Raw genomic sequence first — 14,625 nt, 5'->3', positions numbered from 1 at the left:
CCGCCGCCTGCCGTCGTGCTTCGAGCTAGTTTCGGACCAGCAGGAGAGCTTGATTGGCGACCGGCCCCTCATCCGGCTCGGTGAGAGCGATCAATGTGTTGATCACGTTGCTAAGGCTTTTGACAGCGGCCTGATTGCTGTCCCCAGATTTGTCCTGAAGCTGCAGGGCCGCGGCATGAAGGGCGGCGACAGAAAGCACGATGTCGCGTTCACCCGGCGGTGCGGTTCGATCCAGCACTCGAGTGATCAAACCTTTCGCGTAACCAACCAGAGTGAGAACCCGTAAATCCGCACCGCTTTCCGTCAGCTTCTCCGATATGTGTTGCAGCGCCGTGGCGGGGTCTTCGTGGGAGCCGTTGGGGAGATGTTTTGAGAGGCTGTCATTCAAGAACTCCTGGAAAGTGGTCTCTTGCTTCCTCGATCCGTTGGATGAATTGACCCATGAGTAGACCAGGCCTTCCGCTGCCGCAGCCATTATTGAGAGTACTTCGAAGGGCCGGGCACCGAGATCGGCGATGAGGGCGCGGGTGAGCCGAAGTCGGTGGTCACGATTGAATTCGAGCTCCGAGCGTCGGTCGATCGCCTGAATTCGCGCGTCGTAGGCCTCCGCGTGGTCGTGGCGCGGCTCCTCTTGGTGGCGAGCCAGAGTGTCGCGAAGGGAGTCGGCGTGGGCGGGTGAGTAGGTCAGGGCGGCACGGCCGTTGAAAGTGCCGCGAAGCGTAATCCTGGGGTGGCGTTTCAAGGCGTGGTCGAGCGCGAGGTCGAGCGCGCCGGCGAGGTCGACCTGACTGTTGAGTTCTATATTCAGGCCGATCTCGCGGTTAGCGGTGGAAGCCACTTGAAGGGCGAGATCGACTGCTCGGGCGAGGGTTCCGTTCTTTTCGTCGAAAACGAGTTCCGGCACGCCGCCGATCGACGGGCGAAGGTGCGAGCGAACGGCGTCCCTGACGCTGGTGAGATTGCGAGTAAGGACGCGGTGCTGGGTCATGGACAAAGCGCGGGCGACGATGTCGTCAAGCTCCTGCAGACGTGATTCATCGGGACGACGGCCGGCCAGGATCGTCTGGCTTGCCAAGGTCCGCGCTCGCGCAATCGTGGCCGCGAGATCGAGAGCGGAGATCAGCTCGAATATCGGTAATCGGTCGGGTGTGGCCGAGAATACCTGCGCATAGGTCAATAGGTTGGTCAGTGACCGGACCTCGGGAACGATCATGGAAAGACGAATGAAGATATGTGTGTGGGTGAGGATGAGTTCCGGGTAGCGGGCCACCTGACCGGGCATTGGGTCGTACGGCCACGGAGCGTCTTGGGCCACAAGGCTTAACCGCTTGCCATCATGGGCCCAGACAGTATGGTCGCGGAACCCGGGCAGAATCTGGAGATACCGATGGTCGGCCTCGGCGGGAGTAGGGAGCCGATAGGTGAGGCCGTCGTCGAACAGGTTGTTCAGCCACGAGATGAAACGGGCTGCGTCGCCTGCCAGCATCCCGGTGGCCGTGATCGCGCCGGGATCCCCGGAAGGCGTGTGGCGGCCACGAAGATTCTCATACCGGACGAACCTGGTCCACATGTCAGTGGTGACCAACTGCGAGCAGATCGCCGTCCCGTCATCCAGATGGATCACGTTGTGGAGGGCGCGCAGCATGGTGACCCCGTCGATGAGGCGTCGCCGTTCCACGCTGACGGCCTCACCGGGGTCGAGCATTCGGTCGAGTCTGTCCCTGATCGCCGGCTGAACCTGCCTGCCTTGGTCAACGCAGGTGAACGCCAGAGCCAGAGCCCGGATCGTCCCAGCGCGCAGGCATGCCTCGATCAGGGGAGTGGAGTCGGCGTCGGCGGCCCACAAGAGGCTGGTTTCCCGCCACCACGGGTCGTCGGCGTTTCCCGTCAGCAGCTGGCGCAGGTCATCGGGACGCTCTTTGATCTGCGCGGCCGCGAGATATTCCTGAAGGGTCAGATGGGCGAACGCGAACAGGCCCTGCTCGCGCTCCACCAGCAGGCCGCTCTTGCTGGCTTCGCTGAGAAATACATCGGGAGTGATGCTCGTTTGGCCGCAGACTTCGGCCAGTGGCTCCTTGACGACCCGCAGTGCTTCCGCCGACGTGATGTCGCGCTGCCTGCTGACCATCATGTGGACGGCGAGATGCCGCATGACAGCCGCCTTCTGGGGTCCGGTCAGACCGGTGGGGTCGGCCAGGTTCTTGCCCTCCTGGCGGCGATGCAGGAGAACGTCACACATTTCCGCGTACAGCGCCGCCCGGCTGCCCGGCAGCGCTCCCCGGTAGCGGTGCACGTTCGCGATCATCGTGAGCAGGAGCGGGTTGGCGGCCAGGTCGTGCAACGCGGGCTGGCCGCGCAGCCGGCCGATCAAATCCAGGGCCTTCTGCTCCGCGATCTCGTGGACGTCCTGGTCGCGGCCCAGACGGGAGCGTCGTTCGATGGCCCTGTACCAGGAATGGAGGAACTGGGAGACCTGGTCGGCCGTGAACCTCTGTACGTGCAGGACGTCGGCATTGGTCAGCGGGTTGGACAGGTAGCCGTATGGCCGTGACGTCACCACGAAGGTGTTGCGCGGATACCGGGCGATCTGGTCGTGAACCCATCCGACCACACGCTTTCGGTCCTGCTCGTCCGCGACCTCGTCCAGCCCGTCCAGCAGAACCACGCAGCGGCCGCGGTCAAGCCGTCCGCGCAGCCACGCGGCCGGGATCCTGTCACGAAGCCAAGGTGATGACACGGCCACCTCGGCCAGGCTTTCCGGCTCCTCCGCGAGGAGCGAGGCGGTATGACCCCGCAGATAGAGCAGGACCGGCAGGCGCCGGGGACGCCAGAACTCGCGGCCGAGAACGCGCCGGTTCGGCTCGGAGAGCGCCAGGGCGGTGTATCTGGCCAGAGTGGTCTTTCCCGATCCCGGTGCCCCCAGAACCGCGAACACTCGCCCTTCGCGCAGGAACGACGCCAACGATCGCCGCTCACCTGGCCGGCCGATCTCCTGCGATCCGGCACCTAGCCCCGAGTCTCCGGCGGTGTCTCGCGCGGGACGAGGCTGGAGCGTCACATCCACGTACACCTGGCGCATCCGGAGCACGAACTCGCCCTGCGTCACCACGCCGATCGTCTCCATGTCGGCGACGGAAGCGCGCAATTGCCGCAGATAGACCCCACGCCGGATGTGCGGAAAGGGGGAGTTCGGCCTGGAAGGTTCGGCCGCCGCCGCGGTCAGAAGGGCGACGAGGAGGGTGAAACCGAAAGCCAGATATGTCCAAGTCCAACTAATTTGCCCGTCGTTGATGACTTGGTTGGCGGCGACACCGGCCGTGACGGCGCCAGTCGCCGCCGCGATCGCCAACGCGACGAACCGTAACCGAGGCATACCTGATCTCCAGCCCGATCTGCTTATCGTCGGCCCCTCGTGGCGCGGACCAGCACCGATCTGGGCCAGGGCACTCGTGAGGCCGAGCGGCTCCTGTCGCGTTGCGGCCCCGTTCTCATCGTTCGCCGGAATTGCCGGTAATTTCCGGAATTAACCTCACCGCAGGAAGGCGCCGAACGTTAGTTGATCGCGACGTGGCGCGCCAGCCGCAGTGATTATATGTGTAACTTCCCGGAAACTCTGGCATACCGAACGTGAAATTGGGCTGGCATAGGAGTGGGGAGTAGCGTAACCGGGACGTTCGACCTGGCCACTTTGGAGGATGGGTGGGGATCGATCCGTTCGTGTCGTGGGGAACGCCGTCAGAATCAGAGTCGCAGGAGGGTTCCGGGCCGCTCGCGGGGGTGCGGCTGGCCGTCAAGGACGTCTTCGACGTCGCGGGCACGCCGACGGGGGCGGGGCATCCGCGGTGGCTGGAGACGCACGATCCGGCAGGAGAGGACGCGGTCGCGGTGGCGCGGCTGCGGGCGGCGGGAGCCGTACTGGCCGGGAAGACGCACACCGACGAGCTGGCCTACAGCCTGGGCGGGACGAATCAGCACTATGGCGCGCCGGAGAATCCGGCCGCGCCCGGGCATGTCTGCGGGGGATCCTCCAGCGGATCGGCCGCGGCGGTGGCCGCCGGGCGGGCCGATCTCGGGCTGGGGACCGACACCGCGGGATCGATCCGCGTCCCCGCCTCCTACACCGGCCTGTACGGCTTCCGCCCCACCCACGCCCGCGCCCCACGCGAGGGAATCGTCCCCCTCGCCCCCACCTTCGACGTCCCGGGCCTGCTCACCCGCGACCTCCCCCTGCTCCGCGCGGCGGCGGGAGTGCTCCTGGACGGCAGCGGAAGCGGCACGGCCACCCGGCTGTGCGTGCCCGCCGACCTGTGGGCCGACCAGTCGCCCCGGGTGGGGGCGGCGCTCGCCCCCGCGATCGCCCGGCTCGGGCTCCCGGTGCACCGCACCCCGGTCGGCCACGACGTCACCGACGCGTTCGCGATCGCGCAGGCGGCGCAGGCCTGGCGCTGCCACGGCGCGTGGATCATCCGGGAGCGGCCGGAGTTCGGCCCCGGCGTGGGCGCCCGGTTCCGGCGGGGCGAAGGGCTCACCCCGGAGGAGGTCACGCTCGCCCGCAAGGCCCTGGACGAGGCCGCCGACCGGATCAGGGTGCTGCTCGACGGCGGCGGGATCCTGGTGCTGCCCACCGTGCCGGGCGCGGCTCCGGCGCTCGGCCGCCCCGAGGACCGCAGGCTGATGACGCTCCGGCTGACCTGCCTGGCGCCGCTGTCCGGCAGCCCGGCCCTCAGCCTGCCCGCCGGGCTGCTCGACGGCCGCCCGCTCGGCCTGTCGCTGATGGCGGCGCGGGGGCACGACGAGGTGCTCTTCGACCTGGCGGCCCGCCTCTAGGCTGTCCGCTATGAGGACGATTGACTGGGTCGACGACGCGATCGTGCTCGTCGACCAGACGCGGCTGCCGGGCGAGCTGACCTACCTGCGTATCACCACGGTCGCGGACCTGATCGACGCGATCCAGCGGTTGGCCGTCCGAGGTGCGCCCGCGCTCGGAGTCGCAGGCGCGATGGGCGTCGCGCTCGCGGCCAGGACCGGCGAGCCGATCGCGCCGCTGCGGGCGGCCAGGCCCACGGCCGTCAACCTGGCCTGGGGGGTCGACCAGGCGGCGGCGAACGCGGATCCACTGGCCCGCGCGCTGGAGATCAGGGACGAGGACCTCTCGGCCTGCCTGGCCATGGGCGCACGCGGCGCCGACCTGCTGGCCGAGCACGCCGCCACCCGGGTGATGACCGTCTGCAACACCGGCGGCCTGGCCACCGTGGAACGCGGCACCGCGCTCGGCGTCATCCAGACCATGCACGAGCGCGGCGTGCTCGCCGAGGCCCTCGCCCTGGAGACCAGGCCGCTGCTCCAGGGGGCCAGGCTGACCGCCTGGGAGCTGGCCAGGATGGGCGCGCCGCACCGCCTGATCGTCGACTCGGCCGGACCCTTCCTGCTGGCCAGGGGAGCCGCCGACGCCGTCCTCATCGGCGCGGACCGGATCGCCGCCAACGGCGACACCGCCAACAAGATCGGCTCCTATTCGCTCGCCCTCGGCGCCTGCCGCGCCGGGGTCCCGTTCCTGGTCATCGCCCCCGAGACCACGATCGACCTGGCCACTCCCACCGGCGACGCCATCCACATCGAGGACCGCGGCGCGGCCGAGGTCGTCTCCCTCGGCGGCGTGAAGATCGCGCCCGACGGAACCCAGGCGCTCAACCCGGCCTTCGACGTCACCCCCGCCGACCTGATCACCGCGATCGTCACCGACCGCCGGGTGATTCGCCTGGATCGCGGCGAGACGCCGTAACACATGCGGATTCGGCCAAATAGGCACTGTTGTAGACCGTTCCGCAATACGCTCGGATACCGCACCAGATACAGGAGATCTTCGTGGCCATCGACCTCGTGACCCGCAATGCCTGGGGCGCGCGAGCCCCGAAGGGGTCCTATTCGCCGCTCAGTTCGACGCGCGGCGTGAAAGTGCACTACACGGGCGGGCGCGTCGATCCGGCCATCATCACCGATCACGCCAAATGCGTGGCAATGGTGAAATCAATTCAGAATTTCCACATGGATGGAAATGGCTGGATAGATATCGGTTACTCGATGGTAGCCTGCCCGCACCGTAAGGTCTTCGCCGGTCGCGGGCCCAAGCACGTGCCCGCCGCCAACGGGGCCGGGCTCAACTCCGGTCACTACGCCGTGCTCGGCCTGGTGGGCAACGCCGGCCTGGTCGAGCCCACCGACGAGATCCTGCACGGCATCCTGGACGCGATCGAGTACCTGCGGGCCGAAGGCGGCGCGGGACGGGAGATCAAGGGGCATCGGGACGGCTACTCCACCGACTGCCCGGGCGGCCCGCTGTACGCCTGGGTTCAGCGGGGCGCGCCCCGGCCCGGCGGCGGCGACCCTCCGGCGGAGCCCGGCACGCCGCCCTGGCCGGGACGGCTGCTGAAGTTCCCGCCGGTGATGCGGGGCGACGACGTGCGAACCTGGCAGACCCAGATGAAGCGCATCGGCTTCGAACTCGACGCGGACGGCACGTACGGCCAGCGCTCCCGGGACGTCTGCAAGACCTTCCAGCGCCGGGTAGATCTTGACGATGACGGCATCGTGGGCCGCCTGACCTGGGAGGCTTCGTTCGACGCGAAGCCGTGACGCGCCGATACCGCACCCCACTGGCGTCATCGGGGTCGCGCTCGGCTTAGCATCCGTGCATGACGGTGTCACCTGTTGACCTCGCCGCCGAGTTCCCGCCCGGATCGCGGGAGCGGTGGCGCGAGCTCGCCCTCGGCGTGCTGCGCAAATCGGGCTTCGAAGGCGGCGATCCGGAGGACGCGCTGTCCTCCAGGACGTATGACGGGATCGAGATCGCGCCCCTCTACGACCGGCTGCCCGCCGCCCCCCGGGTGCTGCGGCCGGGCACCGGCTGGGATGTGCGGCAGCGGCACGCGCACCCGGACCCGGCGGTGACCAGGGAGGCGATCCAGGCCGACCTGGAGAACGGGGTCACCTCGATCTGGCTGGACCTGACCTCGCTCGACCCCGCCGCGCTGCCGGCCGTGCTGGACGGGGTGTATCTGGATCTCGCCCCGGTGATCCTGGACGCGGGGCCGCGCACCGAGCAGGCTGCCACGATCTTCCTGGAGCTCGCCGCCGGGACCGCGCTGGCCGGGGGCAATCTCGGCGCTAGTCCGCTCGACCCCGGCCTGGCCGAGCTGGTACGGCGCTGCGTCGCCGAGCAGCCCGCCGTGCTGGCGGTGACCGTGGACGCGCTGCCGTACCACGACGCGGGCGCCGGGGACGCGGTGGAGCTGGGCTGCTCGATCGCGGCCGGGGTGGAGGGCCTGCGCGCGCTCACCGACGCGGGGATCTCCGCCGAGCAGGCCTTCGGCCAGCTGGAGTTCCGGTACGCGGCGACCGCCGACCAGTTCCTCACCATCGCCAAGTTCCGGGCGGCCCGCCGCCTGTGGGCCAGGGTGGCCGAGGTCTGCGGGGTGCCGGGGGCCGTGCAGCGGCAGCACGCGGTGACCTCCTCGGCCATGATGACCGCCCGCGATCCGTGGGTGAACATGCTGCGCACCACGCTGGCCTGCTTCGGCGCGGGCGTCGGCGGCGCGGACGCGGTGACCGTGCAGCCGTTCGACGCGGTGCTCGGCCTGCCGGACGGTTTCGCCCGCAGGATCGCCCGCAACACCCAGTCGCTGCTGGTCGAGGAGGCCGGGGTGGCGCGGGTGAGCGACCCGGCGGGCGGCTCCTGGTATGTGGAGAATCTGACCGCCGCCCTGGCCGAACGCGCCTGGTCGTGGTTCCAGGAGATCGAGCGCGCGGGCGGGCTCGCGGCGGCATCCGAGACGCTGATCCCGGAGCGGCTGGCCGGCACCCGCGAGGCCAGGGCCCGGGACCTCGCCCGCAGGAAGAGCCCGATCACCGGCGTCAGCGAGTTCCCCAACCTGACCGAACGCGCCGTCGTGCGCGAGCCGGGCCCCGGGCTGCCCGCCTCCCCGGGGCGGGTCCGCTACGCGGCCGAGTTCGAGGCCCTGCGTGACCAGGCCGACGCTCAGCCGCAGCGGCCGCTGGTGTTCCTGGCCACGATCGGCCCGGTCGCCGTGCACACCGCGCGGGCCTCGTTCGCGGCCAACCTGTTCGCCGCCGGGGGCGTCGCCACCGTCACCAGCGGCCCCGGCGTCGACCCGGCCGCGATGGCCGAGGCCTTCCGCGACGCCGGCACGCCGGTCGCCTGTATCTGCTCCAGCGACCGCCTGTACGGCGAGCACGCGGAAGCCGTGGCCGCCGCGCTCCGCGCCGCCGGGGCGAGGCGGATCTGGCTGGCCGGCAAGGGCGAGTACGCCGGAGTGGACGGCACGATCCGCGCCGGCGGCGACGCCCTGGACGTGCTCGGAAAGACATTCGCCGACCTGGGCATCGACGTGAAGGGAGACACCCGATGAGCATTCCTGATTTCTCCGGCATCGGGCTCGGCATCGGGAAGGACCACCTCCCCGTCCCGGACGCGGAACCCTGGGACACGCCCGAGGGCATCGCCGTGAAGGCCCGCTACGACGCCGCCGACCTCCCCGGCTACCTGCCGACCTATCCGGGGATCGCGCCGTACCTGCGCGGGCCGTACCCGACCATGTACGTCAACCAGCCGTGGACGATCCGCCAGTACGCCGGATTCTCCACCGCCGAGGAGTCCAACGCCTTCTACCGCCGCAACCTGGCCGCCGGGCAGAAGGGCCTGTCGGTCGCGTTCGACCTGGCCACCCACCGCGGCTACGACTCCGACCATCCGCGGGTGGCGGGCGACGTCGGCATGGCGGGCGTGGCCATCGACTCCATCTACGACATGCGCCAGCTCTTCGACGGCATCCCGCTGGACAAGATGTCAGTCTCGATGACCATGAACGGCGCCGTGCTGCCCATCCTGGCGCTCTACATCGTGGCCGCCGAGGAGCAGGGCGTCGCGCCGGAGCAGCTGCAGGGGACCATCCAGAACGACATCCTCAAGGAGTTCATGGTCCGCAACACCTACATCTACCCGCCGGGCCCGTCGATGCGGATCATCTCCGACATCTTCGCCTACACCTCCGCCCGCATGCCCAAGTTCAACTCGATCTCCATCTCCGGCTACCACATCCAGGAGGCGGGGGCCACCTGCGACCTGGAGCTCGCCTACACCCTGGCGGACGGGGTCGAATACCTGCGCGCGGGGGTCGCGGCGGGCATGGACGTGGACACGTTCGCGCCGCGCCTGTCGTTCTTCTGGTGCATCGGCATGAACTTCTTCATGGAGGTCGCCAAGCTGCGCGCCGCCCGCTTGCTCTGGGCGGAGCTGGTCCGCGGCTTCGGCGCCAAGAACCCGAAATCACTCTCGCTGCGCACCCACTCGCAGACCTCCGGCTGGTCGCTCACCGCCCAGGACGTCTTCAACAACGTGGTACGCACCTGCGTGGAGGCGATGGCCGCCACCCAGGGCCACACCCAGTCGCTGCACACCAACGCGCTGGACGAGGCGCTCGCCCTGCCCACCGACTTCTCCGCCAGAATCGCCCGCAACACCCAGCTGCTGCTCCAGCAGGAGTCCGGCACGACCCGGGTCATCGACCCCTGGGGCGGCTCCTACTACGTCGAGCGCCTCACCGCCGAGCTGGCGGAACGCGCCTGGACGCACATCCAGGAGGTGGAGGAGTTCGGCGGCATGGCCCGCGCCATCGACAAGGGCCTGCCCAAGCTGCGCATCGAGGAGGCGGCGGCGCGCACCCAGGCCAGGATCGACTCCGGCCGCCAGCCGGTCATCGGCGTCAACCGCTACCGGCCTGAGGCGGACGAGCCGATCGAGGTGCTCAAGGTGGACAACACCTCGGTGCGCGACCAGCAGCTGGCCAAGCTGCGCCGGCTGCGCGAGGAACGCTCGCCCGCCGAGGTCGCCGCCGCCCTCGACGCGCTCGGCAAGGCCGCCGCCGGCACCGAGAACCTGCTCGAGCTGGCCGTGGACGCGGCCAGGGCGAAGGCCACCGTGGGGGAGATCTCCGACGCGCTGGAGAAGGTGTTCGGGCGGCACGAGGCGCGGATCCACACCATCACCGGGGTGTATCGGGAGGAAGTGGGATCCGGCGTGGACGAGGTGCGCGCCGCCTGCGAGGAGTTCGCCCGCGAGCAGGGCCGCCGCCCGCGCATCCTGGTCGCCAAGATGGGCCAGGACGGCCACGACCGCGGCCAGAAGGTGATCGCCACCGGCTTCGCCGACCTCGGCTTCGACGTGGACGTCGGCCCGCTGTTCCAGACGCCGGAGGAGGTCGCCCGGCAGGCGGTCGAGGCCGACGTGCACATCGTCGGCGTCTCCTCGCTCGCGGCCGGCCATCTGACCCTGGTGCCCGCGCTGAAGAAGGCCCTGGACGAGCTGGGCGCGGGCGACATCATGGTCGCGGTCGGCGGCGTGATCCCGCCCGGCGACTTCGAGGCGCTGCGCGCCGCCGGGGCCGCGGCGATCTTCCCGCCCGGTACGGTGATCGCCGAGGCGGCCCTGGACCTGCTGCGACAGCTGCGCCGATGAGCGTGCGGGCCTACGCGGACGGCGTGCTGTCGGGCTCGCGCCGGGGCATCGCGCGCGCGATCACCCTGGTCGAGTCCACCCGGGCCGACCACCGGGAGCTCGCCCAGGAGCTGCTCGCCGAGCTGGCGCCGCACGCGGGCAAGGCGCGCCGGGTGGGGATCAGCGGCGTGCCCGGGGTCGGCAAGTCCACCTTCATCGAGGCGCTGGGCACGCACCTGACCGGCCTGGACGCCCAGGTCGCCGTGCTCGCGGTGGACCCGTCCTCCACCCGGTCGGGCGGCAGCATCCTCGGCGACAAGACCAGGATGGCGCGGCTGGCCGTGGACCCGAAGGCGTTCATCCGCCCGTCCCCGACGGCGGGCACCCTCGGCGGCGTGGCCAAGGCCACCCGGGAGGCGATGGTCGTGGTCGAGGCCGCCGGGTACGACACCGTCCTGGTGGAGACCGTCGGCGTCGGCCAGTCGGAGACCGCCGTGGCCGAGATGGTGGACACCTTCCTGCTGCTCACCCTGGCCCGCACCGGCGACCAGCTGCAGGGCATCAAGAAGGGCGTGCTGGAGCTGGCCGACGTGATCGCGGTCAACAAGGCCGACGGGGAGCACGAGATGTCCGCCAAGCGGGCCGCGCGCGAGCTCAGTGGCGCGCTGCGGCTCATCCGGTCCGAGACACCGGTGCTCACCTGCAGCGGCCTCACCGGCGCCGGACTCGAGGAGCTGTGGGCGCAGGTGCTCCGCCATCAGGAGCGGACCGACCTGGTCGCCAAACGCCAGCGCCAGGCCGTCGACTGGACCTGGGCGATGGTGCGGGACCGGGTGCTCGCCGATCTCCGGGAGCGCACCGACGCACTCGCCCCGCTGGTGGAGGCCCAGGTCCTGGACGGCACGCTCACGCCCGTCCAGGCCGCCGACCTGCTCTACAGGTCGAGTTCGGAACCGCCGAACCGGTCCTGAAGGAAGCGGCTCTGGGCTTTCAGGGCCTGCTCGTCGCCCTGGTAGACGGCGTCGGCCACCCTGCCGAGACCGGCTCGGAGCAGCTCCAGCTGCCCCAGGAGCTCGGCGTGGGCGGCCGGGCGGCGGGACACCGGCAGGTTGGCGTAGGCGTTGAGGCTGGTGGGCAGGTAGTCGCGGATCGTCTGCGACACCACGTGCAGCTGGTCGGGCGCGGTGGTGAGCACCTCCGCGCGGTCCAGCACCTCTTTGAGCAGCCCGCCCAGCTCGTACGCCTGCCGCAGCACATCGTCCGGAAACCGCCCGGGAAGCCCGGCGAGCAGCGTGTCGAGGTCCGCGCGCAGCTCGGCGGTCTCGACCTCGGCGTGCGAGAGCACCACGCGGGTGCGGTCGGGCGGGGCGAGCAGGGCGCCGATGCCGTACAGACCGGCGACGACCACCGGCCAGAACGCGCCCGCGACGCCCGCGAAGACCAGGCCGACGCCGATCAGGGCGAGGATCGAGCCGACGATGTTCTTCGTGGAGCCCAGGTAGGTCAGCACCCGGTTACTGGTAGCCACGGATTTCCTTGAAGGCGGCGGCCAGCGAACCGGTGCGCGCGTCGAACACCGCGCCGCCGGTGAGCTCGGCGATCCGGGTCATCTCATCCACGTCGCTGTCGCCGAACAGGACGACGAAGGTGGGCACCCTGCGCTGCTCCTCCGGGAGCCCGCGGAAGAAGGCGTCGAAGTCCCCGGCGCCGGAGCCGTCGGTGTTCTCGCCGTCGGTCATCAGCACGATCGAGGTGTAGTGGCCCGGCTCCACCGGCTCCTGGTATGCGGTGCGGAGCGCGTCGAAGATGGCCGTGCCGCCCCCGGCCTGGAGGCTCTCGGCGAACGAGCGGATCTCGGCCAGCGCCGCCTCCGGGTCCCGTTCCGGCAGCGTGAACGCGCGGGGCGGCAGCGGCGCGTCGTTGAAGGGGATCATGGTGACCGCCTCGCGGTTGCGGAACCGGGAGAACGTGCCGGAGGCCGAGGTGTCCGCGCCGGTCAGGGTGACCAGGGCCTGGCGCAGCGCGGCGATCCGGTCGCCCTCCATGGAGCCCGAGGTGTCCAGCACGAACCTGGCCCGCGCGGGCACCCGCACCTCGTTCAGGTACGCGGCGATCAGCTCGTCGGCCGCCGAGCGCCGGTTCGGGAACGGCAGCTCCAGGACGGGCTGCGCGGTGCCGATGCCGGGCACGATCGGCCGCCGGAACGTGGTGGTCATGATCTTCCGCTGAGTGTCCGGGGTGCGCAACCAGGCGGCGAGCTCGTCGTAGGCGGCCTTGTTGGGGGAGGCCGTCAGCAGGGTCAGCGGGTAGTCGGCGGAGACCACGCCGTCGCTCGGGTAGATCAGGGTGAGGTTCATGCCCCGCAGCACGGACTCGTAGTTGATCAGGCCGTCCACGCCGGGGCTGCGGGCGTACGCGTCGGCCAGCCAGCCGGAGGAGCCCGAGGTCAGCCGCTGAGCCGAGAAGAACCCCTTCAGCTTCGGGGTGACCGCGTCGATCTGCTCCGCGCTGAGCGCCTCGTCGGCGTCCGACAGCGCCGCCGCCACGCCCACGAGCGCGGAGAAGCCGGAGTTGGAGGAGGCCGGGTTGGTCATGCCGAAGGTGAACCGGCCCTGCGTCGCCGCGGCCGCGATGTCCGACCACGACGGGGGAGCGGTGTCCCAGCCCAGTTCTTTGGCCTTGGCCGGCTTCAGGCCGAGCACGACCGGGGAGACCATGACCTTGGTCTGGGTGGACAGCCGTTCCCGCGCGCCGTCGATCAGCGACAGGTAGCGGTTGGAGGAGAACCAGATCGCGTCGTAGCGGCCGTCCGCGCCGCCGCTCGCCACCTGCTCGGCGCCGTCCAGGGTGCCGGTGTAGGTGAGCTCCACGTTCAGCCCGGACTCCTTGAGCAGGGGTTCCAGGTCTTTGACCTCGCTTCCGGCGAGGATGCGGAAGGTGTCCTCCTCGCCGGAGCAGGCCGCGCTCGCCAGCAGCGCGAAGGCGGCTAAAACCACGCAGATCACGCGGGCCAGACGGGTCATTCGGCGCTCCTGGCCAGGTACGTCTGCGCGTGTTCCAGCTCCACGGTGAGGCTCGACACGGTGGTCGCCATGTTCTCGGTGGCCTGCGCGCGGAAGGTGTCGATCATGTCGATGGTGGCGTAGATGTTGTCGAACGCGCGGCGCAGCGAGTCCAGGTTGACCGTGGTCGAGGCGCTCTGGGTCTGGATCTCGGCGGCCTGCGTGCGCAGCAGCTCGCTGGTCGCCACGATCAGGTCGGAGGTGGTCTGGTTGAGGGCGCTGATCTGGTCCAGGACCAGTTTCTGCCCGGCCAGGGCCTGGGCCACCGTGACGGCGGTGCGCAGGGCCGCGATCGTGGTGGTCGTGGCGCGGTCCACGCCCTTGATGAGTTCCAGGTTGTTCTTGCGCACCAGGTCGAGGGCGAGGTAGCCCTGCGCGGAGACGGCGAGCTGGGTGAGCAGGTCCTGGTGTTTCTGGCGCACGCCGAACAGGGCGTCGGAGCGGAGCGCGACCGCGTGCTCCTCGTCGGCGGTGAGCAGGTGGTTCTCCAGCTCGGCGTCCAGGGCGGCGGCCAGCGTCGCGTACTCCTGGAGTTTCAGCATCGACTCCCAGAGCACGCGGCGCTCGCCCTCGATCGCGGCGTTGTCCTTCAGCAGCTCGTCCTGGCCGGATTTGAGGGCGCGGACGATGTCGTCCAGATGCTTCTGCGCGCTGTGAAATTTCGCGAAATAGTCGCGCAGACCGGCGGGGATGAGGCCGAGGAACTTGCGGGCGCCGGTGGCCTGGCGGGGGTCTAAGTCGACGATCGTGCGGCGCAGGGCGACCAGCTGGCCGGGGACCGGTCCGGAGGCGCTCGCCACCGGGCGTTTCAGCATGCGGTTGGCCACCTGGGCGGACGAGCGGATCTCGGTGTCGCCCATGGCGGTGATGCCCGCGACCTTGCGGGTGAACTCCGGCGCGCGCGGGTCCATCGCGGCCAGCTCCGCGGCGAATCCGCGGGCCCGCTCGGCGAGCTCGGCGGCGCGGTCGGCCGGGATCGGCAGCATCGAGGCGGCCTTCTCGGCGGGCACCGGCGGAACCGGGTCGGGCGGGGTCAGTACTAGGTCCAACAGG

10 protein-coding genes are annotated in these 14,625 nt (G+C 70.2%); 6 read left to right on the top strand and 4 right to left on the bottom strand.

The genetic code is table 11. The features are described 5' to 3' along the window. Positions 1-25: 25 nt before the first annotated feature. Complete coding sequence (locus tag Amac_RS10970; RefSeq protein WP_170322430.1) at positions 26-3,349, bottom strand: NACHT domain-containing protein; 3,324 nt, start codon at positions 3,347-3,349, stop codon at positions 26-28. A 350-nt stretch (positions 3,350-3,699) separates the two neighbouring features. On the opposite strand from Amac_RS10970, the gene Amac_RS10965 reads away from it, so the two are divergent. The 6 genes from Amac_RS10965 (at position 3,700) to meaB (ending at position 11,481) form a co-directional block, all read left to right on the top strand. Beyond that, positions 3,700-4,827, top strand: a complete 1,128-nt coding sequence (locus tag Amac_RS10965; RefSeq protein WP_155354225.1) for an amidase — start codon at positions 3,700-3,702, stop codon at positions 4,825-4,827. A 10-nt stretch (positions 4,828-4,837) separates the two neighbouring features. Next, positions 4,838-5,782, top strand: a complete 945-nt coding sequence (mtnA, locus tag Amac_RS10960; protein ID WP_155354224.1) for an S-methyl-5-thioribose-1-phosphate isomerase — start codon at positions 4,838-4,840, stop codon at positions 5,780-5,782. A gap of 83 nt (positions 5,783-5,865) precedes the next feature. Further along, entirely contained in the window at positions 5,866-6,633 is a 768-nt protein-coding gene (locus Amac_RS10955) for a peptidoglycan recognition protein family protein (protein WP_155354223.1), read from the top strand. Positions 6,634-6,692: 59 nt separating this feature from the next. Beyond that, positions 6,693-8,426 (top strand): methylmalonyl-CoA mutase subunit beta, encoded by a 1,734-nt coding sequence (locus Amac_RS10950; protein ID WP_155354222.1) that lies wholly within the window; start codon positions 6,693-6,695, stop codon positions 8,424-8,426. Further along, a complete protein-coding gene (gene scpA, locus Amac_RS10945; RefSeq protein WP_155354221.1) occupies positions 8,423-10,531 on the top strand; it encodes a methylmalonyl-CoA mutase in 2,109 nt (702 codons plus the stop codon). Before Amac_RS10950 ends, scpA begins: the two co-directional genes overlap by 4 nt. Beyond that, entirely contained in the window at positions 10,528-11,481 is a 954-nt protein-coding gene (gene meaB, locus Amac_RS10940) for a methylmalonyl Co-A mutase-associated GTPase MeaB (RefSeq protein ID WP_155354220.1), read from the top strand. Before scpA ends, meaB begins: the two co-directional genes overlap by 4 nt. On the opposite strand, the gene Amac_RS10935 is transcribed toward meaB, so the two are convergent. The 3 genes from Amac_RS10935 to Amac_RS10925 are packed head-to-tail and all read right to left on the bottom strand — an operon-like array spanning position 11,445 to position 14,621. Further along, complete coding sequence (locus Amac_RS10935; RefSeq protein WP_155354219.1) at positions 11,445-12,038, bottom strand: hypothetical protein; 594 nt, start codon at positions 12,036-12,038, stop codon at positions 11,445-11,447. The two genes, meaB and Amac_RS10935, sit on opposite strands and share 37 nt — an antisense overlap. After that, entirely contained in the window at positions 12,025-13,533 is a 1,509-nt protein-coding gene (locus Amac_RS10930; RefSeq protein WP_155354218.1) for a substrate-binding domain-containing protein, read from the bottom strand. The genes Amac_RS10935 and Amac_RS10930 overlap by 14 nt, the downstream gene beginning before the upstream one ends. After that, positions 13,530-14,621 carry a toxic anion resistance protein gene (locus Amac_RS10925; RefSeq protein WP_246268243.1) on the bottom strand — a complete coding sequence of 364 codons (1,092 nt, stop codon included), beginning with the start codon at positions 14,619-14,621 and terminating at the stop codon, positions 13,530-13,532. Before Amac_RS10925 ends, Amac_RS10930 begins: the two co-directional genes overlap by 4 nt. Positions 14,622-14,625: the final 4 nt, after the last annotated feature.

Origin of the sequence: Acrocarpospora macrocephala, assembly GCF_009687865.1 — a bacterium.
GTDB lineage: Bacteria > Actinomycetota > Actinomycetes > Streptosporangiales > Streptosporangiaceae > Acrocarpospora > Acrocarpospora macrocephala.
Note: the sequence above shows the minus strand (reverse complement) of the source record. Positions and strands in the feature narration are given on the sequence as shown.

Bases quoted from the DNA above. Each gene is read 5' to 3' on its own strand.
- meaB (WP_155354220.1), top strand. From the start codon at position 10,528: ATGAGCGTGCGGGCCTACGCGGACGGCGTGCTGTCGGGCTCGCGCCGG.
- Amac_RS10930 (WP_155354218.1), bottom strand. From the start codon at position 13,533: ATGACCCGTCTGGCCCGCGTGATCTGCGTGGTTTTAGCCGCCTTCGCG.
- Amac_RS10950 (WP_155354222.1), top strand. From the start codon at position 6,693: ATGACGGTGTCACCTGTTGACCTCGCCGCCGAGTTCCCGCCCGGATCG.
- mtnA (WP_155354224.1), top strand. From the start codon at position 4,838: ATGAGGACGATTGACTGGGTCGACGACGCGATCGTGCTCGTCGACCAG.
- scpA (WP_155354221.1), top strand. From the start codon at position 8,423: ATGAGCATTCCTGATTTCTCCGGCATCGGGCTCGGCATCGGGAAGGAC.